Source organism: Rhizobium giardinii bv. giardinii H152, from assembly GCF_000379605.1.
GTDB classification, from domain to species: Bacteria; Pseudomonadota; Alphaproteobacteria; order Rhizobiales; family Rhizobiaceae; genus Pararhizobium; species Pararhizobium giardinii.
Window position 1 is genome coordinate 94,306 of the sequence record NZ_KB902757.1, and the last position, 20,417, is coordinate 114,722.

The 20,417-nt window shown below is 61.2% G+C and carries 22 protein-coding genes; 15 read left to right on the forward strand and 7 right to left on the reverse strand.

Annotated elements, in window-relative coordinates:
• Positions 1–13: 13 nt before the first annotated feature.
• Positions 14–763 (forward strand): alpha/beta hydrolase, encoded by a 750-nt coding sequence (locus tag A3AY_RS36870; protein WP_154663370.1) that lies wholly within the window; start codon positions 14–16, stop codon positions 761–763.
• 141 nt (positions 764–904) lie between these two features.
• On the opposite strand, the gene A3AY_RS0133540 is transcribed toward A3AY_RS36870, so the two are convergent.
• Genes A3AY_RS0133540 through A3AY_RS0133555 form a run of 4 tightly spaced genes read right to left on the reverse strand, consistent with a single transcriptional unit; the run spans position 905 to position 4,125 of the window.
• On the reverse strand, positions 905–1,789 hold the full coding sequence (locus A3AY_RS0133540) for an SMP-30/gluconolactonase/LRE family protein (RefSeq protein ID WP_018330041.1): 885 nt from the start codon (positions 1,787–1,789) through the stop codon (positions 905–907).
• A 2-nt stretch (positions 1,790–1,791) separates the two neighbouring features.
• Positions 1,792–2,424: a 2-dehydro-3-deoxy-6-phosphogalactonate aldolase gene (locus A3AY_RS0133545; protein WP_018330042.1), complete on the reverse strand. Its 633-nt coding sequence runs from the start codon at positions 2,422–2,424 to the stop codon at positions 1,792–1,794.
• 13 nt (positions 2,425–2,437) lie between these two features.
• On the reverse strand, positions 2,438–3,355 hold the full coding sequence (locus A3AY_RS0133550) for a 2-dehydro-3-deoxygalactonokinase (protein WP_018330043.1): 918 nt from the start codon (positions 3,353–3,355) through the stop codon (positions 2,438–2,440).
• On the reverse strand, positions 3,355–4,125 hold the full coding sequence (locus A3AY_RS0133555) for an SDR family NAD(P)-dependent oxidoreductase (RefSeq protein WP_018330044.1): 771 nt from the start codon (positions 4,123–4,125) through the stop codon (positions 3,355–3,357). The genes A3AY_RS0133550 and A3AY_RS0133555 overlap by 1 nt, the downstream gene beginning before the upstream one ends.
• 176 nt (positions 4,126–4,301) lie before the next feature.
• Between A3AY_RS0133555 and A3AY_RS0133560 the strand changes: the two genes are divergently transcribed.
• The 13 genes from A3AY_RS0133560 (at position 4,302) to A3AY_RS0133625 (ending at position 17,002) form a co-directional block, all read left to right on the forward strand.
• Positions 4,302–5,093, forward strand: a complete 792-nt coding sequence (locus tag A3AY_RS0133560; protein WP_018330045.1) for an IclR family transcriptional regulator — start codon at positions 4,302–4,304, stop codon at positions 5,091–5,093.
• A 215-nt stretch (positions 5,094–5,308) separates the two neighbouring features.
• Entirely contained in the window at positions 5,309–6,049 is a 741-nt protein-coding gene (locus tag A3AY_RS0133565; protein WP_018330046.1) for a helix-turn-helix transcriptional regulator, read from the forward strand.
• A gap of 114 nt (positions 6,050–6,163) precedes the next feature.
• Positions 6,164–6,919: a LuxR family transcriptional regulator gene (locus A3AY_RS0133570; RefSeq protein WP_018330047.1), complete on the forward strand. Its 756-nt coding sequence runs from the start codon at positions 6,164–6,166 to the stop codon at positions 6,917–6,919.
• Between the two features lie 549 nt (positions 6,920–7,468).
• Entirely contained in the window at positions 7,469–8,650 is a 1,182-nt protein-coding gene (gene apbC, locus A3AY_RS0133575) for an iron-sulfur cluster carrier protein ApbC (protein WP_018330048.1), read from the forward strand.
• Between the two features lie 400 nt (positions 8,651–9,050).
• The gene (locus A3AY_RS0133580) at positions 9,051–10,028 is read left to right on the forward strand and encodes a magnesium transporter CorA family protein (RefSeq protein WP_026204099.1); all 978 of its coding nucleotides are present in this window, start codon (positions 9,051–9,053) and stop codon (positions 10,026–10,028) included.
• Between the two features lie 17 nt (positions 10,029–10,045).
• Positions 10,046–11,947, forward strand: coding sequence for a potassium transporter Kup (locus A3AY_RS0133585; RefSeq protein WP_026204100.1), 1,902 nt, complete (start codon positions 10,046–10,048; stop codon positions 11,945–11,947).
• 309 nt (positions 11,948–12,256) lie between these two features.
• Positions 12,257–13,369 (forward strand): cell wall hydrolase, encoded by a 1,113-nt coding sequence (locus A3AY_RS0133590; protein WP_083926088.1) that lies wholly within the window; start codon positions 12,257–12,259, stop codon positions 13,367–13,369.
• 293 nt (positions 13,370–13,662) lie between these two features.
• Positions 13,663–14,028 carry an AtpZ/AtpI family protein gene (locus A3AY_RS0133600; RefSeq protein WP_018330053.1) on the forward strand — a complete coding sequence of 122 codons (366 nt, stop codon included), beginning with the start codon at positions 13,663–13,665 and terminating at the stop codon, positions 14,026–14,028.
• A 63-nt stretch (positions 14,029–14,091) separates the two neighbouring features.
• Positions 14,092–14,853, forward strand: coding sequence for a F0F1 ATP synthase subunit A (locus A3AY_RS0133605; protein WP_040669631.1), 762 nt, complete (start codon positions 14,092–14,094; stop codon positions 14,851–14,853).
• Between the two features lie 82 nt (positions 14,854–14,935).
• The gene (locus A3AY_RS0133610) at positions 14,936–15,163 is read left to right on the forward strand and encodes a F0F1 ATP synthase subunit C (protein ID WP_018330055.1); all 228 of its coding nucleotides are present in this window, start codon (positions 14,936–14,938) and stop codon (positions 15,161–15,163) included.
• Between the two features lie 71 nt (positions 15,164–15,234).
• Positions 15,235–15,843, forward strand: a complete 609-nt coding sequence (locus tag A3AY_RS0133615; protein WP_018330056.1) for a F0F1 ATP synthase subunit B — start codon at positions 15,235–15,237, stop codon at positions 15,841–15,843.
• Positions 15,844–15,853: 10 nt separating this feature from the next.
• Positions 15,854–16,345: a F0F1 ATP synthase subunit B gene (locus A3AY_RS0133620; RefSeq protein WP_018330057.1), complete on the forward strand. Its 492-nt coding sequence runs from the start codon at positions 15,854–15,856 to the stop codon at positions 16,343–16,345.
• A gap of 174 nt (positions 16,346–16,519) precedes the next feature.
• Positions 16,520–17,002 (forward strand): NUDIX hydrolase, encoded by a 483-nt coding sequence (locus tag A3AY_RS0133625; protein ID WP_018330058.1) that lies wholly within the window; start codon positions 16,520–16,522, stop codon positions 17,000–17,002.
• 105 nt (positions 17,003–17,107) lie between these two features.
• Here A3AY_RS0133625 and A3AY_RS0133630 read toward each other — a convergent pair whose 3' ends face one another.
• From A3AY_RS0133630 to A3AY_RS0133640, 3 genes are all read right to left on the reverse strand, one after another.
• On the reverse strand, positions 17,108–17,419 hold the full coding sequence (locus A3AY_RS0133630; RefSeq protein ID WP_234913185.1) for a hypothetical protein: 312 nt from the start codon (positions 17,417–17,419) through the stop codon (positions 17,108–17,110).
• Between the two features lie 177 nt (positions 17,420–17,596).
• Positions 17,597–18,280, reverse strand: coding sequence for a ribonuclease HII (locus A3AY_RS0133635; RefSeq protein ID WP_026204104.1), 684 nt, complete (start codon positions 18,278–18,280; stop codon positions 17,597–17,599).
• A gap of 137 nt (positions 18,281–18,417) precedes the next feature.
• Positions 18,418–19,575, reverse strand: a complete 1,158-nt coding sequence (locus A3AY_RS0133640) for a PA0069 family radical SAM protein (RefSeq protein ID WP_018330061.1) — start codon at positions 19,573–19,575, stop codon at positions 18,418–18,420.
• A 228-nt stretch (positions 19,576–19,803) separates the two neighbouring features.
• Between A3AY_RS0133640 and A3AY_RS0133645 the strand changes: the two genes are divergently transcribed.
• Positions 19,804–20,340 carry a glycosyltransferase family protein gene (locus A3AY_RS0133645; RefSeq protein WP_018330062.1) on the forward strand — a complete coding sequence of 179 codons (537 nt, stop codon included), beginning with the start codon at positions 19,804–19,806 and terminating at the stop codon, positions 20,338–20,340.
• The last annotated feature ends 77 nt before the right edge of the window (positions 20,341–20,417 follow it).

Sequence of the window (20,417 nt, forward strand, 5' to 3'; positions counted from 1 at the left end):
GAGGGTGCGTTTTATGAAAATTTGTAAGTCGTGTGCTTTCTATCTAGCGCTGGCGATCAACCTATCATGCCTCGCAGCAGATCGATCGCGCGCCGAGGAAGAGACGCGACACTCGGTTTCAAACGGGAAGACCGTGTATCTTGGTGGCGTTGCCAACATTTTAGTGCAAGTAGAAAATCCGAAAGGAAGCCTGCTTCTTCTGGCGGGAGGCAGTCAGCGCCTGAATGTTGGCGCGGATGGCACCTTCACCGATCAAGCACTAAGCGCCATTATCAGAAATAGGGACGCTTTTGCAGCGAACGGGTTCAATATCCTGCTTGTCGATAAGGAAACCAGTCTCCGCGAGTCCGTGGAATACATGGCAGGCCTCAAGCGCCCGGTCACCATTGTTGCGCTCAGCAATGCAACTCGGCGGACGGCAAAAGCGCTGGCGCAGGGCGCAATACCTGACAAGGTGGTTCTTGCGTCCGGCGAGCTAAACTCGCGCTCAGGGCCGTTGGATGGCGTCGCGGATATTCTTCATGATCCTGCCCTCTTGCCTCCAACATTGGTGATTCATCACCGGAAAGATGGCTGCCGCGTCACAAATCCAGCGGGCGTAGCTCCGTTTCAGGCTTGGGCCAGGGATCGTGTTCGCAAGGTTACTTGGATCGACGGAGGCACTGAAGGAACGGGAGGATGTGCTTCCTTGGGTTATCATGGTTTTGGTGGCCGAGATGCAGAGCTGGTTTCAGAAGTGGTCGATTTCGCTGCTGGCGAATGACTGACAGCGCAGAGCATGTCGTGAATCTCCTGGGGGAGTTTTTGGCCCGCCCTTGGGGCAGGCGGTATTGCACGGTGCGTGCTGGCGGCGGACGGCTCGAACGCCGCCGCTCGGGCTGTAAACCGCTTCGGGGCAGCAGTGTCAGAGCCGGAAAGCGGGCTCGAAGCGGCCCCTGATCGGGACGCCGAGTTCGAAGGTCTTGCCGGCATTCGGATCGGCGGTGCGCGCCGCGTTGCTCATGTTCTGGAAAGCCGAGGTCACCAGCAGCCGGTCGGCAGCACGACCGATGAAAGCCGGGCAGGTGGTCTGGGTCGCCGGCACGGCATAACGGGCCACCTTGGCTCCGTCCGGCTTGTAGACGTCCACCGCGCCCGAGCCGTAGCGGGCGTTCCAGATCAGGCCGTCCGCGTCGCAGACGGATCCGTCCACCCAACCCGGCGTCGTGTTCTCGTCGCTGATCGCGACGGGATCGCCCGTCGGCAGGCCGGTCGCCGGATCGACGCTCACCCGCATCAGGTGATTGACCGCAGTATCGGTGAAATAGGCGGTCGTTCCGTCCGGGGAGAAGCAGATGCTGTTGGGAATGCTGATGCCTGAATAGAGCCTCGTCACCGTGGTTCCGTCGACATGGTAGAAGGCGCCGGCGCCGGCGGATTCGTCGCGGGCCATTGTGCTGATCCACAGGCAGCCAGAGGGATGCACGCGACCGTCGTTGGAGCGGTTCGTCGGGATCGCTTCCAGCGTGGCGAAAAGCGAGAGCCGTCCACTCGCCGTCTCGCGGATAAAAAGGCCCTGGTCGGATGCGATGAGCTGGCGCGTGGGATCGATGACGGCCAGCACGCTGCCGAGGAACGGCAGCGCATGGACCGCCTTGCGGCCGGTTTCCAACTGCAGCTCGTGGAGCGCCTGGCCCTTGATGTCGAACCACCATGCGGTGTCGGTCGCGGGGTCGTAGGTTGGGCCCTCTCCGAGCATCAAGGCTTCGTCACAGAGGACGCTGCCGGCGAACGGGATAGTCTCGGTCATGGTCACGCTCCGTAGACCGCGTCATAGGCCGCGATCGTCGCCCGCGCCCGCTTGCCGACCTCGGCTGCATCCATGCCCGCCTTGTATAGGCTGGAGCCGAGGCCGAAGCTCTTCACGCCGATCTTGGCGTAGTCGGCGAAATTGGCCTCCGAAACACCGCCGACGGCGGCGATTTCAAGCTCCGGCGGCAACACCGCGCGGATCGCCGAAAGGCCCGACGGACCGAGCACGCTGGCGGGGAAGAACTTGAGCCCGGTTGCTCCGGCATGGGCGGCGGCAAGCGCTTCGGTCGGGGTGAAGACGCCGGGCATGGTGACCATGCCGCGGGCGGCGGCAAGCGCGATCACGTCCGTTTCGACATTGGGGCTCACCATCAGCCTGCCACCGACGCCGTCCAGCCGCTCGACCTGCTCCGTCGTCAGCACCGTGCCGGCGCCGATCAGGCAGCCCGCCGGCGCCATCTTCACGGCGATCTCGATCGACCGGAACGGCTCGGGCGAATTGAGCGGAATCTCGATGGCGGTGAAACCCGCTTCGATCAGGGCGCCGACCACCCCTTCGGTCTCCTCGGGCTTCAGACCGCGCAGGATGGCGATCAGCGGATATTTCATCGGCGGGAACGGGATGCGGTGCATGGTATCTCTTTCTTCAGGCGGGCCAGATGGCGTTGGCCGCGGCGGCGAGGCCATGGCGAACGGCTTCATCGGCATCGATGATCACGGGTTTGAGGTCGAGGGCCGACAGGGCGGATTGATAAAGGCCTGCAAGCGCCCCGGAGGCGACAAGGCAGACGCCGCTGCCGGGTTTGGCGGTCGACAGCGCGCCGGCGATTTCAAGGCCGATCAGGGTGCCGGAGAGCCGCGCCTTGGCAGCCTGCGCGCTCAATTCATGCAGCAACTGGCCGCTGCGCACGGCAAATACCAGATTGGTGGCGAGAGCCGGGCATTTCGCAGCTTTGGCGACGGCACTCAGAAACACCGGATCGTCAGCATCAAAGGAGCCGCCATCCGTGACCGCGTGGCTGAGGATCGAATGTTTGGAGATGACGTCGAACAGTTCGCCCGTCATGAAGGTCGAGAACCCGTCGACGATGCCGCCGGTGACGCGCACCCATTTGCTGTGCGTACCCGGCATGCAGACGAGATGGCTGCCGCTTCCCAGCCGCGATAGGGCGCCGAGCAATTGCGTTTCCTCGCCGCGCATCACGTCGGGCGCCGCTTCGCTGCGCTGGGCAAGACCGGGCAGAATGCGGATATCGCGATTGGCGTCGGTCACCGTGACCGCCGCCTTGACGATGCCGGTCAAGGGCGCAGGGGTATCGAGATAGCCCGCCTCGACCCAGCCCTGGCGTGCCCCGGCCATGCCGCAGATGACCACCGGCAGATGCGGCGGGGCCGAAACGGCGGCGAGATGCGTTTCGAGGATCGATGAGAAGCCGGTCTTTGCAGCCGTTGTCATGCCTTCGCCGCTGCGGCGTTCGGCCAGGACTTCGCCGCTCTCGCTGACGATCCACAGGCGGAAGCTCGATGTCCCCCAATCCACCGCGGCATAGGATGCTGCCGTCATTAAAATACGCCTCCGTCAATGATCATCGTCTGTGCCGTCATTCGCGCCGAACAATCGGAGGCGAGATAAAGGCAGGGCCCCACCATATCCTCCGCAACGAGCGTGTGCTTCAGGCATTGTTTTTCCAGCATGCCGGCAATCGCGGCGTCGTCCAGCCAGAGCTTCTTCTGTCGCTCGGTCACCACCATGCCCGGCAGCACGGCGTTGACGCGGATGTCGTCCGGTCCGAGCTTGCCGGCAAGCGACTTGGTCAGGCCGACGATGCCGGCCTTGGCGGCCGCATAGGCCGGGATATCCCCCATGTTGAGCATGAAGGCGATCGAAGAGAAATTGATGATCGAACCGCCGCCGGCCCGGCGCATATGCGGCACTGCGGCCTGGCTCATGAAGAAGACGTGCCGCAGATTGATGGCCAGGCTTTCATCCCAGCTTGCCTCTGTCACTTCCTCCAGCAATTGCCGATCATCGCGCGCGGCATTGTTGATAAGGACGCTGAGGGAACCGACCGCTTCAGCGGCGCTGTCGACAATAGAGGCGAGAGACTGTGTATCCCGAAGATCGGCCCGGATGAATATCGGGGCATGTCCGACAATCGGGGCGAGTTGGTCAACCAGGGCGTTGCTTGCCGTTTCGGCAATGTCGATGAAGGCCACCCGCGCGCCCTGCCGGGCAAAGCCCTCGACGAGGGCGGCGCCGATGCCCGAGCCGCCGCCGGTGACAAGGACGCCACGACCCTCGAGGTCGGGAAACTGTGCGGCGGGCAAGGCCATTGTATGTTGCTCTCCCTGATGCACGCTTCGCGAAAATCGGCTTGCAATTGCATCCAGCTGGTTCCATTATGTGGAACGGACTCTTACTATTTGGAATTATCGCGCCGCGGCCGAGCGCTTGTCAAGATCGCGTCGGCGGAGAACCGGTGAAACGAAACGGAATCATGACTCGCGAAATGCTCTCCTCTCCAGGGACCGAGAATAGCGGCACGGGCACGCTGGGCAAGGCTCTGTCCGTGCTTGAGATCGTGGTGAGTGCGGACAGGCCGCTTCGCTTCAGCGAGATCCTCGCCTTGTCGGACCAGCCGCGCGGCACGCTGCATCGCCATCTCGCGCATCTGGTCGAGGAGGGGCTTCTCATCCAGGGGCGGGATCTCTGCTACGAGCCGGGCCTGCGGCTCTTGAAATTCGCCTACCGGTCGTGGTCGAAAAACCAGTTCAGGGCGGTGGCCGCGCCGCATCTGCGCAAGCTGCACGAGGAAACCGGCGAGACGGTGCATCTGGGGGTGCTGCGCGGCACGGAAATCATCTATGTCGACAAGGTCGAGAGCCGCCAGACGGTTCGGATGGGATCTCAGATCGGCAATGCATCACCCGTTTATTGCACCGGTCTTGGCAAGGCGGCCCTGTCCGTGCTGCCGCAAGACCGTCTCGCCGAGACGCTGGGCAAACTGACATTTCATCGCTTTACCGCCAATACACATCATTCCGTTGCCGCTTTGAAACGTGATCTGGACGAGGCGCGACTGCGCGGTTATGCCTTTGACCGTGAAGAACATGAAACGGAAATTCGCTGTGTTGCAGCTGCGATCCACGATACCGGTTTCGATCTCGTCGGCGGCATTTCCGTAACGGGGCCGGCTTACCGTGTGACGATGGAACAACTGGAGATCTGGGCCCATCCCGTTCGCCAGGCGGCGATGGCCATCAGCGAAGATGTGGAAGTTCGTCTGGGGCCGGGGCGTTAGGGTTGTATTTGCCTTTCCGGTTAAATTAGGCACACCGGCTGGACGCAGGGAAAGCGGAGTTGTAGGTTCAACTATCAGATTCGGTGCCTGCTGACATTCGATTCGCTGCCTCGAAATGGCTTCGGCGGCTTGCCGGGAAACGAAAAGGTCTCAGCGGCAGCGGAACGGTTTCTTTGCGAACGTCGAGCCTATTGGCTGCGAGTCTGGAAGTGAAAATGGTCGATTTCAGCCGGCATCTGTCCTCCATCGTGCGTTCCGCCGTTCCGCGGATTACGGAGCCTTTGACACGGGAAGCCGATATCCGTCAGGCGCTGGTGCAGGTCTCGGATGCATACGGATTTCATGGTTTCATTGTCATGATCGTCCCGGCCAAGTCTTGCCGAAGGCTGGCTGAATCGGTTGTCATGACCAACTGGCCCAAGGATCTCCTGAGCAGCTATGACGCTGCCAGCATGATGACCAGCAGCCCCGTGATCGAGCGGTTGCGGCGCAGCACGATCCCCTTCACCTATGACACGGCGCTGGAGTCGCACAGGCGCTCCCATGGCAAGGACAATGCCGTGCTGAACCTGTTCGAACGCCTCCATCTGGGACGCGGCGTCTACATCCCGGTTCACGACGTCCACGGCACATGCGGCGCCGTGGGCTTCGCCGGTGATCGCGAAGTGGTAAACGCCGGCGAATTGAAAGAGCTGACCTTCATTGCATCATATTTGTTCAGTCGCCTCAGTGAGATAAGGGAAATCCGCAGCCGGACGCCGGCTGGCTTGTCGCGCCGCGAGATCGAATGCCTGCACTGGGCGGCGGCAGGCAAGACCACCACCGAAATGGCAAAAATCCTGGATCTTTCCGAATATACCGTCAATCATTACCTGAGCCGTGCAACGCGCAAGCTGGATTCCGTCAACCGTGTACAGACTGTGGCGAAGGCGATACGCGCCGGACTGATCAACTGAGAAAATGTCTATGGATAGCAGCAGGAAAACCGGCATGGTGAGTGGGTTGCGCCACGGGGCAAGCGGAAGCCCGGTCGCCGCGCACGACGCGCCAAGGTGCGGTGGAGACTGCGAATGCGCGACACTCTGATGGCGGAATCGGTGGAAAAAGAGCAGCCGCGCGGGGGTGATTTCGCATCCGAGATTGCAGCGCTGGAAACGCAGTTCGACGCAATCCGCTATATGAAGAGAACGACCCAGGCTTTCGGCTTCAAGACGTTTCTCATCTGCATGGTGCCCTCCTTCGATGCGGAGAAGCTCGCCAGCGCCTCCATCCTGTCGAATATGCCGGCTGAGTTGATGGGCAAGTACGACAGTATCTCCGTTCTCAAGCACTCCACCGGTATCCGTCGGTTGCGCGAGACCACGACGCCGTTCCAGTTGACGGTTGAGGAGTGGGAGAAGGAAGCCGGCCGGCCCGCGCAGACAAACGAATATATAGCCCTGCTGCGGGAGCACGGCATCTTCCAGGCCAATTACTTTCCGGTGCATGACGCCGATGGCAGCCGCGCCACCGTCATCTGGATGGGAAAACGCGTCGATCTGCCGATGACGGCGATGATGGAACTGCAGATGATTGCCATCCACGTCTATAACCGTCTGACGGAGATCGGCTCGTTCTGGAAGGATCCCAACGTCGCCCTGTCTGAGCGAGAGATCCAATGCCTCAGCTGGACGGCCGCGGGCAAGACCAGCTCCGAGATCGCTGGAATTCTCGGATTGTCCGAGCACACCGTCAATCACTACCTCAACCATGTCAGCAAGAAGCTGGACGCCGTCAACCGTACCCAGGCCGTCGTCAAGGCGATGAAGAAGGGCTATATCAGCTGAACTTCGTCGCGGGGTTTCCGGCGCCGCCGGTTAATGCCGTATTCCAGGCCAAAAGCTCGCCGGTGTTCAGCGATCCCGGGAGCGCAGCCGTGTCTGCCGCGCCATGACGCCCGGCACGAATTCGATGTGGATATCCGCAACCGCAGATGCCCTGTCCTAAATTTCGGCAATCCGGCAGCAGCGCGGCGCATTTGCCCAATAACTATGCGACACAGATGCTGCATCGCAGCAATCCTCGTGTGGAACCTTTGAATTTCAGGGGTTTCCCGAAACTGGCACGGTTCCTGCTTTTTAAGACGCAGGTCCAGAGGGGACTGCAATAATAAGACTGCGCCCATGAAGGTCGCGAGAGACAAGGCCGCTTTCAGCCCAAGGTGATCCCGGATGTACGGACACCACGGGCCGGAAGCGGCTTTTTCTTATGCAGCCTGTTTTTCTGTGCGGGCGCATTGGCGAAACACGCCCGCTCGACTATCTAAATGTCACGCATCGCGTTTGAAAAACAGGCAGCAGGCAAAACCAGCCGCGCCGGCGGCAGGAGTGAATGACATGGCAGACGTCACCAAGGAACAGGTCCTCGAAAAGTTGAAGGGCGTGCGTGGTCCGGATATGGACGGCAATATCGTCGATATGGGTCTTGTCTCCGATGTCTTCATCTCCGATTCCAAGGTCTATTTTTCGATTACCGTACCGGCCGAGCGTGCCCGCGAACTCGATCCCCTGCGCGCCGCAGCCGAGCGGGTGGTCAAGGAAATTCCAGGCGTCAAGGGCGCAATGGTGGCGTTGACCGCCGACAGGAAGGCGACACCATCCTCGGCGCCGGTCCAAAGGCCCGCCGCAGCACCGTCCCACGCCGGGCATTCCCATGCGGGGCATACGCACGCCACGGCTCCCGGCCAGCGCCCCGCAGGTCCTGCAAAGGCCGGCATCCCGGGCGTCGGCGCGATCATCGCTGTGGCATCCGGCAAGGGCGGCGTCGGCAAATCGACGACGTCGGTCAACCTTGCGCTGGCGCTGAAGGCCAATGGCCTGCGCGTCGGCATCCTCGATGCCGATATCTACGGCCCCTCCATGCCGCGCCTCCTGAAGATTTCCGGCCGTCCGCAGCAGATCGAAGGCCGGATGATCCGGCCGATGGAAAATTACGGCCTGAAGGTCATGTCGATGGGCTTCCTCGTCGACGAGGAGGTCGCAATGATCTGGCGCGGGCCGATGATCCAGTCGGCACTGCTGCAAATGCTGCGCGAAGTGGCCTGGGGCGATCTTGACGTGCTCGTTGTCGATATGCCGCCAGGCACCGGCGATGCGCAACTGACCATGGCCCAGCAGGTTCCGCTCGCCGGCGCCGTCATCGTCTCGACACCACAGGACCTGGCGCTGATCGATGCCCGCAAGGGGCTTGCGATGTTCCGCAAGGTCGAAGTGCCGGTGTTCGGCATCGTCGAGAACATGAGCTATTTCATCGCGCCCGATACCGGCGCCCGCTACGACATCTTCGGCCATGGCGGCGCCCGCAAGGAGGCCGAGCGCATCGGCGTCCCGTTCCTCGGCGAGGTGCCGCTGACGATCGGCATCCGTGAAACCTCCGACGCCGGCACGCCGGTGGTCGTCTCCGAGCCGGACAGCGAGATTGCCAGGATCTACCGCGAGATCGCCCGGAAAGTCTGGGATCAGATCTCGGCGCAGAAGGCCGATACGTCGCGGGCCATGCCCAGCATCGTTTTCGAATAGCGGTTCGCGCCGTCGCCGCGCTATGCACGCGGTGCATTCCGGAAATGCGTCGCTTCCGCGGTGACAAGTGACAATCGATCGGATAGCGTCGTTAAGTCTTTGGGCGACATTGTGGCGCTTTGCCACTTTCTCCATTGATTTTGAATGTGCCTTGCTCCATATGCCTCCCCGCATCCGCAAGGATGAACATCAGCGGTGCTGCCCTCCGTCGGGCTCCGCATGACCGTGATGACCGATTGAGCGTAAACGACGAGAGTTTCCATATGGATCTGCCGCGCGCAGCTTTGATGTCATACGGCGGGGATTGTCCGGCCCGCCGCAATCCGGCCGTAGCTTCCACCCGTTCGCATGGCGGTGTCGATTGCGCCGGCTTCAATGGCGCGCAAACAAGGGCGGCGGAATGATCACTGCCTATCGTGACAATGGTGAAGCCGTCGTGATCAGCGCGGTGAAGCCCCCCGCTTCCCTGCCATCCGATATCGTCTGGATAGACATGCTGCGTCCGGACAAGGCGGAGGATTTCCTGGTCGAAAGCTTTCTCGGCATCGAGGTGCCGACCCGCGAGGATATGAAGGACATCGAACCCTCCAGCCGTCTCTACACGGCAAAGGACGCGGTGTTCATGACGGCGTCGCTTGTCTGCAAGGCCGACACCGGCCGTCCGGAATTGACCGATGTCGCCTTCGTCCTGACGCGGGGAATACTGGTCACGGTCCGCTACGAGGAGCCGAAGGCGTTCGGCCTGTTCACGGCCGCCATGCACCGCATCCCCGGCGGCTGCGCGACGGGAACAGTGCTGGCGACGCGCCTCTTCGAAACCATCACCGATCGCACGGCGGAGATCCTCGAGACTGCGGTTGCCAAAGTCGACGCCTTGTCGCTGCAGGTTTTTGGTGACCGTCCCGCCGGACAACGCCGCCCGCCCCACTATCTCGAAGCCAAGTTGATGGACGTTGCGTCACATCACCGGCTGGTGGCAAAGACGCGCGACAGTCTGGCTTCGCTCTCCCGCGTTCTGACATTTCTCTATACGGTTCCGTCCGTGCAGGAAGACCGGGAAGTCAAGGAGCTCTGCCGGACGATTTCGCGTGACATCCAGTCCCTGTCGGAACATGCCTCCTTCATCTCGGGAAATATCACCTTCCTGCTCGATGCCTCTCTCGGCCTCATCAATGTCGAGCAGAACGCGATCATCAAGATTTTCTCGATTGCGGCGGTGGTGTTTCTGCCGCCGACCCTGGTTGCCTCGCTGTACGGCATGAATTTCGATGTCATGCCGGAACTGAAATGGACCTTCGGTTATCCCATGGCTGTCGTCGCCATGGTGATTTCCGCAATTGTCCCCTACTACTTCTTTCGCTGGAAAGGCTGGCTCTAGGAGCCTGAGGAATTCATATGTCCCATTCAGTAGCTCAACCTGCAAGCCGCGAAAAGGAATTGCGCAAATTTCTGTTGCTCGCGCTCGGTTCGGTCGGCGTTGTCTATGGCGATATCGGCACAAGCCCGCTCTATGCCTTCCGTGAAGCGTTGCGCCCGGTCGCTGCCGACGGCGTCACCCGCTTCGAGGTGATCGGCCTGATCTCGCTGATGATCTGGACGCTGACCATCATCGTGACGTTGAAATATGTGCTGTTCCTGCTGCGCGCCGACAACCAGGGAGAAGGCGGTACGCTGTCGTTGCTTGCTCTGTTGATGAAAACAGCCAACGGCCATGCAGCCCGGCTTTTCTTCATGGGGATCGCCGGTGCCGCTCTCTTCATCGGTGACGCGATGATCACGCCCGCCCTTTCGGTTCTCTCCGCCGTCGAGGGCCTGAAACTGGTGACGCCGGCGCTGAGCGAATATGTGGTTCCGATTTCCGTGATCATCCTTGTGGTGCTTTTCGCGGTTCAGTCGAAGGGTACGGCCGCAGTCTCGAACTTCTTCGGGCCTATTACCCTGATTTGGTTCCTGGTCATGGCCGCCGCCGGGATCGATCACATCCGTGACGATTTCGGCATTCTGTCTGCCTTCAATCCCTACTACGCCGTCTACTTCCTATTTCATGCCGGTTTTGTCGGCATCGTCGTTCTCGGCGCGGTATTCCTGACCGTGACTGGCGCCGAGGCACTTTATGCGGACCTCGGCCATTTCGGCCGCAAGCCGATCCAGTGGGCCTGGATTTGTCTGGTTTTCCCGGCGCTGACGCTCAACTATCTCGGTCAGGGCGCGCTTGTGCTGAAACATCCGGAGACCATGTCCGATCCGTTCTTCCTGATGTTCCCGGAATGGGCGCTGTTGCCGGTGGTCATTCTTGCGACGGCAGCCACGATCATCGCCAGCCAGGCGGTCATTACCGGTGCCTTCTCGCTGACCCGCCAGGCGATCCACCTCGGCTTCCTGCCGCGCATGGCGATCTTCCACACCTCCGAGACACAGACCGGCCAGATCTATCTTCCCAACGTCAATACGCTGCTTCTGTTCGGTGTCATGGCGCTGGTTTTCATGTTCGGTTCGTCGGAATCGCTGGCCACTGCCTATGGTATCTCCGTCACCGGCGCGATGGTCGTTACGACGTTGCTTGCGTTCGAATTCGTTCGCCTGCACTGGCGCTGGCCGCTCTATGCGGCGTGCCTGGTCCTCCTGCCGCTCCTCGCGCTCGAAATCGTTTTCCTCGGCGCGAACCTTCTGAAGGTTCACGACGGCGGCTATGTTCCGATACTGATCGCGGTTACCTTCGTGGTCCTCATGTGGACGTGGAAGCGGGGCACGAAGCTCCTGCATGACAAGACGCGCCATACCGACATTCCGCTTCTGTCCTTCGTGAAATCCATCGAGCGCAAGAGCGAGCATGCGCCGGTCTCCGTGCCGGGTACTGCCGTCTTCCTGACCAGCGACCCGGAATCGACACCGGCCGCGCTGCTGCACAACATCAAGCACAACCACGTCCTGCATGCACAGAACTTCATCCTGACGATCCGTACGGCCGGCGTGCCGATCGTGCCGAAGGACGAGCGCGTGACGGCCAGCAGCATTTCCGAGCGCTTCAGCCTGTTGGAAATGCATTTCGGCTTCATGGAAACCCAGAACGTCTCGCAGGCGCTTGGTCTTTTCCGCAAGACCGGCCTGAAGTTCGACATCATGTCGACTTCCTTCTATCTCGGCCGTCGCAAGCTGGTGCCGGATGCGCAGTCGGGCATGCCGCACTGGCAGGACAGGCTGTTCATAGCGCTCGCCAACGCCGCAATCGACCCGTCCGATTATTTCCGCCTGCCGACCAACCGCGTGGTGGAACTCGGCTCGCACGTCATCATCTAGCCGACTGCATCGCCTCAAAAACGCCTTCCGCCGCCGGGCTACCGCGGGAGGCGTTTTGCTTTCATTTCCCAATTCTCCGCCGCCGTCATTAACCAAGCATCAAGGTTAATGCTTCATTGTCGAGCCATGTTGAAGCGGTAGACGCGCCGTTGAGCGCGAAGGCACCGCTTGTCCGATTCACATGCGTGGGGAAATGCGTTCCGGATCGGTTTGCCGGATGGAGCCCTGCGTCTGCCGGTGCGTGGAGTACGGTTGGTGCGTAACAGTCTGAAGTCCCGGTTTTCACCCGCACGCTGGACCGCTCCCTTGATGCTCGGCATCGGTCTTTTCGTCGGCTTCCCCTCGGTCTCTGGCCATTCCGATCTTGCAACCTTTCTCTCCGGCATCAATCGCGGCGGCGAGCGCTGGCGGATGTACATGACCCGGTCCCCCGCAGGCTCTCTGCACCAGGTGGAGATGGTGTTCAACGACCCGATCACCACGGGCGCGATCGCCGATGGGGCAGGGATCGCCATGCCGGGCGGTGGCCAGGTGTCGCTGACGGCGGCCGAGAAGCAGGCGGATCCGCGCACGGACGAGGAGCGGGTCAACCGCAAGGACAAGAAGGGCCGCATCGTTGCCGTGGCGCCGGTGACGCCACCGAAGGATTTTACCGCAGGCTCGATCCTGCAGCGCACCAGTTCGCTGATCGAGCCGCTCTTCGATGGCGAGGAGCGCATGGTCTTCTCCAAGCCCAGCATCAAGGGCAAGGAGATCCAGATTGCCACCGCCTTCTACAAGAAGAAGGCGCCGAAGCAGGATCCGGGCATGTCGCCGATGCTGGCAAGCCTGGTGACCAATCAGGGGGCGGACGTGCTGGCGACCGCCTACGCGCCGCCGGAACCGGACTATGCGCGCCAATCGCCGTTCGATTCCATCCTGCGCAAGGACAAGACCGGCGGCCGGTTCATTCCCGAGATCTCGCGGGAAGACCACGCCTGGGCGGCCAATCCGCTGCCGGCCTGGGTGTTTTCCGAAGCCGAGCAGAAATGCCTGACCGCGGGCATCTATTTCGAATCCCGCGGCGAATCGGTCAAGGGCCAGGCGGCCGTGGCGCAGGTCATTCTCAATCGCGTCCGCAACCCGGCCTATCCGAATACGATCTGTGCCGTCGTCTACCAGAACAAGGGCTGGTACAACCGCTGCCAGTTCTCTTTCGCCTGCGACCGCATTCCCGATATCGTCTGGTCGCGCTCCCACTGGCAGACGGCCAAGGAGGTCGCGCTTGCCGTGACTGCGGGCAAGATCTGGCTTCCCGAAGTCGGCTCCGCCACGCATTACCACGCGACCTATGTAAAGCCAGACTGGGGGCCGACGATGAAACGGGTCTCGAAGATCGGCAAGCACATCTTCTACCGCACGTATGGCGGCGGATGGAGCTGAAAGCGTCCGCGATCGGCAATGGCCGGCTAAACGCCGGGCATTCCTTGCTCCGCAGAAGCGCGCAGCGATTCCCGCACGATTCCCGCTTCGGCTTCTCGGAAATTGTATAAGATATTGTTTTTATGTGATAATATTGTGCCCTGACAAGGGCCTTTGGTGCCTTGACTATGGAGGCACCTAAAACTATGTTGCGGCCGACTTCAAAACGGGCCGAAACGTGGCTTCAAATCCGGCTCTTGTGTGACCAAGCTCGTGGTTAATCGCCGCGAAAGGAAACAAAGGGAGGGTGCCACATGACGGACAACCGGAAAGAGGGTCTGGAAGATCGGCTGAAACGCCTCGGTTCGGAACTGTCGGAGAAGCGCAAGGAAGATCCGAAGTATGCTGCGGACGAGGCGCGAGCGGCGGAAAACCGCAAGGGCTATCAGGTCGCCGTGAAGCTTTCGAGCGAATTTGTGGCGGCCATCGTCGTCGGTGCGCTTCTGGGCTATCTTTTGGACCATTTTACGGGTACAGGGCCGTGGGGGATGATCATCCTTCTCCTCCTTGGTTTCTGTGCCGGTGTGCTGAACGTCCTGCGTTCGGCGGGCATGGTGGCAGCGCCCCATCCCGCTGATCGAGTGGGCAAGAGCGGCGAGAACAAGAGTGATGGCGCGTAACGCGGCTGTCGCAAAGGTAGAAATGTCCGCCAGACCGGCGGTCCAGAACGAGAGAGAGCGGCTGTGGCAGGCGATAAGGTAGATCCGGTACACCAGTTTGTGGTCAACAAGATCGTTCCGATCGAAATTGGCGGTATTGATTTCTCCTTCACCAATGCGTCGCTCTTCATGGTCGCAACCCTCGCTGTTGCCGCCGGCTTCCTCTACTTCACGACGTCGACGCGCAGCCTGGTTCCCGGGCGCCTGCAGTCCGTCTCCGAGCTTTCCTATGAATTCATCGCCTCAATGCTGCGCGAAGGCGCCGGTTCCCACGGCATGAAATTCTTCCCGATGGTGTTTTCGCTGTTCATGTTCATTCTGACGGCAAACATGCTCGGCATGGTTCCCTACTTTTTCACCATTACCAGCCAGATCATCGTGACCTTTGCGCTTGCGATCTTCGTCATCGGCACGGTTCTGGTTTACGGTTTTTATAAGCACGGCCTTGGCTTCCTCAACGTGTTCGTGCCCTCTGGCGTACCCGGCATTCTTCTGCCGCTCGTGATCTCCATTGAAATCATCTCCTTCCTTTCCCGCCCGATCAGCCTCTCCGTTCGTCTCTTTGCGAACATGCTGGCAGGCCACATCACGCTGAAGGTGTTCGCAGGCTTCGTTGCCTCGCTCGGAACGCTCGGCGCGCTGGGTATTGGCGGTGCGGTTCTGCCGCTCATCATGACCGTTGCCCTTACGGGCCTCGAATTCCTCGTCGCCTTCCTCCAGGCCTATGTCTTTGCGGTGCTGACATGCATGTACCTCAACGACGCAGTGCATCCGGGTGGCCACTAAGGAATAAAGTCGTGGGCTTTCCCGAGTTTCATCGGTGAAGGTGCCAAACACAGCCGCAACAACCATTTCGAAGGAGAAAATCATGGAAGCGGAAGCAGCAAAGTTCATCGGTGCAGGTCTCGCTTGCCTCGGCATGGCCGGCACGGCTCTCGGCCTCGGCAACATCTTCGGCAGCTACCTGTCCGGCGCTCTGCGCAACCCGTCGGCCGCCGACAGCCAGTTCGGCCGTCTCGTATTCGGCTTCGCCGTTACGGAAGCTCTGGGCATCTTCTCGCTGCTCGTAGCACTGCTGCTCCTTTTCGCCGTCTAAGATCGGCTTGAAGGCAGGGTCGCGGTTTTAGCCGCGGCCCGCATCTTTTCTGAATGCACCTGGAGGTGAGCATGTTTGTGACCGCGGCCTATGCCCAGTCAACCACCACCGAAGGCGCAGAGACCCACGACGCCGCTGCCGGCGAGGTCCACACCGAGACTGGTGTAGCCCATGAAGGCGGACATGGCTCGGGAGTGTTCCCGCCCTTCGATTCTTCGACATTCGCATCGCAGCTTCTCTGGCTGGCGATCAGCTTCGGTCTTTTCTACCTTCTGATGTCGAAGGTCGTCATGCCGCGCATCGGCAGCATTCTCGAAACGCGCCACGATACGATCGCCCGCGATCTCGATGACGCCGCTCGCTCGAAGGCCGAGGCAGACGCTGCCGTGGCAGCCTACGAGCAGGAACTGGCAACGGCCAGGGCCAAGGGCAACGTGATTGCCTCGACCGCCCGCGAAGCCGCCAAGGCAAAGGCTGCCGCCGATCGCACCGCGGTCGAGACCAGCCTGAATGACAAGATTTCCGCCGCTGAGGCCCGCATCGCCGATATCAAGGCGAAGGCGCTGGCAGATGTCGGCTCGATCGCCGAGGAAACGGCAACCGCCGTTGTCGAGCAGCTGATCGGCGGCAAGGTATCGAAGGCCGAGATCGCATCCGCGGTCAAGGCATCGGCGAAGTAAGGAGCGCATCATGGATTTGACCTCACTGGCCACATTCTGGGCCTTCGTCGGCCTGGTGCTTTTCCTCGCACTCGTCGTCTACCTCAAGGTTCCGGGCATGCTGGCCAAGTCGCTCGACGACCGCGCCGCGCGCATCACCCATGAACTCGACGAAGCCAAGCGCCTGCGCGCCGAAGCCCAGTCGCTGCTGGCCGAATACCAGGGCAAGCGCAAGGAAGCCGAAGCGGAAGCAGCCAACATCGTTGCCGCCGCCGAACGCGAAGCCGAAATGCTGACCGTCGAGGCCAAGCAGAAGACCGACGAATTCGTCGCTCGCCGCACGGCTCTGTCGGAGCAGAAGATCAAGCAGGCCGAAATCGACGCGATCAATTCGGTTCGCGCCACCGCCGTCGATATCGCCATTGCCGCCGCAGAAAGCGTCATCACCGCGAAGTCGGATGCTTCAACGCAGGCGACCCTGTTCGCCAAGGCTGTCAGCGACGTGAAAAACCGCCTCAACTGAGCGGTTGCTTCATAGGGTAGAGAGTGGAAGAAGGTCGGCTATTGCCGGCCTTTTTGTCATCGTTTGGCCCGTTTCGCGATGCTGCAGGAGCCAACGACGATCGCGGCTAAGTTGGTTGTTGCTCAGCGATAAGGTATTCTGTCGGAGGCGGTGGTGGCTGATAGCGCGCGAACAATGATCGTCATGGACGCGGGGGTGTCCCGCTTCCAGTTCAGGGCCGGCGCATTGATCTGGACCGAGGGCCACATTCTCGTCCATCGCGCCGTCAGCGACCCATACTGGGCCTTGCCGGGCGGACGCGTCGAATTTCACGAGTCGAGCGAGGAAGCCTTGGCGCGGGAGATCCAAGAGGAGATCGGCTGTGCTGCGACCATCGGAAGGCTGCGCTTCGTCATAGAGAACTTTTTCGAGCTGGGCGACCTGAAGGCCCATGAGATCGGTTTCTATTTCGACGCTGAACTCTCCCGACCGCTGCCGTTTCATCAACGCGAGATCATTCATCGTGTTCGGGATGGAAATTCCGATCTGGAGTTTCGTTGGGTGACGCCGACCCGGGCTGCCTTGGACGAATTGGATCTGAAGCCAAAACCGTTGCGCGACCTGATTGCGGAAAACCATGCCGGCATGGCGCATCTGGTGTACCGGGACATCCCATAGACACTGGGCGTTATCCTGGTCGCCAAACACGCACGAGTACTGCAGTTTCAAAGTGCTACAGTGTCTTTGCGCGTCATGTTTGACGCTGCGGCGCTGTAAGGTGCGTTACTCGCCTTTGATTGCCATTGGCGCGAGCGTCAGGCAGGCCTTTTCAAATTCTTGCATGGTTTCCGGCGAATTGTCAGTCGGCAGGACGGCGTCCGTGGCAACGTCGGTTGCGTCGTCAGCCGATTGACCGTCGTAGACATAGGACTGGATATAATAGGCGAGGCCGCCCTTCCAGACCTTGCGGCCATCGATTTCCTTGCAAGGATAGGCCGTCTGCAGGTCGGCCTGGAGCGCGTCTGCAGTCGGCGGCGCAGCGACCGACGCATCCGTCGTGGCCGTGAGTGCCAGCATAATTAGGCCAAAGATCAAGATCCCGATCCCTCCAAGTGATTCGCGAGCCAGAGGCACGGACTCTATAACGCAGCCGAGCACCGGTTTGTTACAGCGGAAACGCTTCGCTGTGAGTTTTCCGCAGCGATTTATGAGGGGTGTCTAAAATCCGCAACAGGCGCCCAACGTCCGTCCTCGCATCGCAATTGGCTACGGTCAGGCGGCAAAGTCGTCGTCCGGCGCCTCTTCTCCATCCTGCCGCAGCGGGCGAAAACTCATGCGATGCAGCGGGCAGGGGCCGTGGCTGTCGAGGGCCTTGCGGTGACGAACGGTGGCATAGCCTGCATGCATGGCAAAACCATAGGCGGGAAAGACGAGGCCGGCCCGGATCATCATCCGATCGCGCGCCACTTTGGCAACGATCGAGGCGGCGGCGATCGACAGCGACCGCGCATCGCCCTTGACGACCGCCTTGCCGTGGCAGGGAAGCCCGGGTGGCACGTCGCGACCATCGGCGAGCACCAGGGCAGGGCGCGAGGAGAGCCCGAGGACGGCCCGGCGCATGGCATCGAGGCTCGCCTTGCGGATATCCGTGTCGTCGATCCTACCGGCACCCGAAGAGGCGATCGAGACGATGGATGAGGAAAGGATGATGTCGAACAGTTCCTCTCGACGGGTGAGTGAAAGCTGTTTGCTGTCGTTCAGCCCTTCCGGGATATTGTCCGGATCAAGGATCACAGCCGCCGCAACCACGGGGCCGGCGAGCGGTCCACGCCCGGCCTCATCCGTTCCGGCCACCGGCCATAGGCCATCGCGCCGCGCGCTCGTCTCAAAGGCGAAATCGGGGCCTTCGATGGTTTCGAAGAGAAAGGGGGAATCGGGCGGTGTGCTTCGTGACATGCGGCGAAACTCGCACACAAGCCCGATTCCCTGCAAGTCCTCCGGCAGAGAGGCGGCTGCCGGAGGATGGACCGATCGAGCCCCGGGGCAAGAAGCAGGATCGGCATTCGTTGTTCGGGGGAGCCCGAACGAAGACGTCAGAGCAGCGACAGCTGGACGCCGGTGCCGAGCGGCGGAACGAACAGGTCGCAGTTCAGCGGGCGCTTTGCCACGTTCAGTCCCAGCCGCTTGGCCGCCAGTTCGAAACGGCGGCCGATCTGCCAGGCATAGGGACCGGCGCCCTTCATGCGCTTGCCGAACTCGGCATCGTAGTCCTTGCCGCCGCGCATCGAGCGCACCAGTGACATGACGTGGCGGTAGCGATCCGGATAGTTCCTGAGCAGCCAGTCGCGAAACAACGGGCTCACCTCGAGCGGCAGGCGCAGAAGCACGTAGCTGGCATGGCTGGCACCTGCGGTTTTGCCCGATTCCAGCACCCGCTCGATCTCGTGGTCGTTGAGGGCCGGAACGACCGGCGCCATCATCACCGTTGAGGGAATGCCGGCCTCCGCCAGCGCCTTGATCGCTTCCAGGCGCTTGGATGGCGTCGAGGCGCGTGGCTCCATCAGGCGAGCGAGCTTGCGGTCAAGGGTCGTTACCGAGAGGCCGACCTTCGCCAGTCCCTTCTCCGCCATCGGTGCAAGAAGATCGATGTCGCGCATGACCATCGCCGATTTTGTGACGATCATCACCGGATGGTCGCAGGCCTTCAGCACTTCGAGTACCTGGCGCATGATCCGCCATTCCTTCTCGATCGGCTGGTAGGGATCGGTGTTGGTGCCGATTGCGATTGGCCGCACCTTGTAGCCGGGTTTTGCCAGTTCGCGTTCAAGCAGCTTTGCCGCATCCGGTTTGGCGTAGAGCTTGGTTTCGAAATCGAGCCCCGGCGACAGGCCCATATAGGCGTGGGTCGGACGGGCAAAGCAATAGATGCAGCCGTGCTCGCATCCGCGGTACGGGTTGACCGAGCGATCGAAGGGAAGGTCGGGCGAATCGTTGCGGCTGATGATCGCGCGCGGCTTTTCGACCTGAACCTCGGTCTGGAGGGCCGGGAGGTCGCCCAGCGATTCCCAGCCGTCATCTTCCAGAGCGCGGGAGACTGGCTCGAAACGTCCCGACGTATTGAGGGCGGCGCCACGGCCGCGCCGGCGATCGATCTCGATCCGTATTCCGGAACCGGCGATCATCGCCTCGGCCATATCTGCCGTGTTGCCGGGCGCAAGGGCGCCCTGCCTGATCTCAGACAGCTCGTTCATGGGTTTCTCCGGGAATTGTCCTTGCAGACGATCCGTTATGCTCTGATTATTTTCCTAACTCAGAAAACGGAACAATACAAGAACAAAATGGCGAAGTGCGCTGGGAAGCGCGCACCGGTGTGGCCAGTTCTGTCTTCGTTTGGGCGCGGATTCATCATGAATGAAAAGTTAATCGCCGGAAAACGAAGGGTTTATGGAAATTGCCGGTGCGATGGGTTATGGACGGCGATGCTGACGATCATCATCGAAACCCGCAACAACGAAGCCGAACTGGTGCAGACGCTGTCGGCGCTGGTCGCAGGTGCCGTGGAAGGCCTGGTAAGCGACGTGATCATCCTCGATCACGGCTCGCGCGACGGTTCCAGCCGTGTCGCCGATGCCGCCGGCGCGCGTTTCTGCACGAGTTGGGACATGAAGGACATCGTGCGCTCCGCGCGGGGCGACTGGCTGTTGCTCTTGGAGGCAGGCGCGAGACCAGCGGGCCGCTGGATCGACGACGTTGCCGAATATATGTCCCTTAGTAAGACACCAGCGCGTTTTTCGCCCTCGCGGCTGCATCGTCGGCCGTTCCTGAAGCGCGTCGTCACCCGCGCGGCGCCACTGGAACTGGGCTTCCTTCTGTCGCGGCAACAGGCGACAGCGATCGCAAAATCCGGCATGCGGCTCAGCGAGTTTGCAACCGGCCGCGCTGTGCGGCGCCTCGGCAGCGAGCTCGTGCCGGCCTGGGTCGCGATTGACAATCGTCCCGGAGCGGACGATCGCTAGGCGGTAAGGTCCTCATTTAAGCTCATACAGCAAAATGAGCAGGCCCTTTCAGGCCTGCTCTCGCGTGATGAAAATGA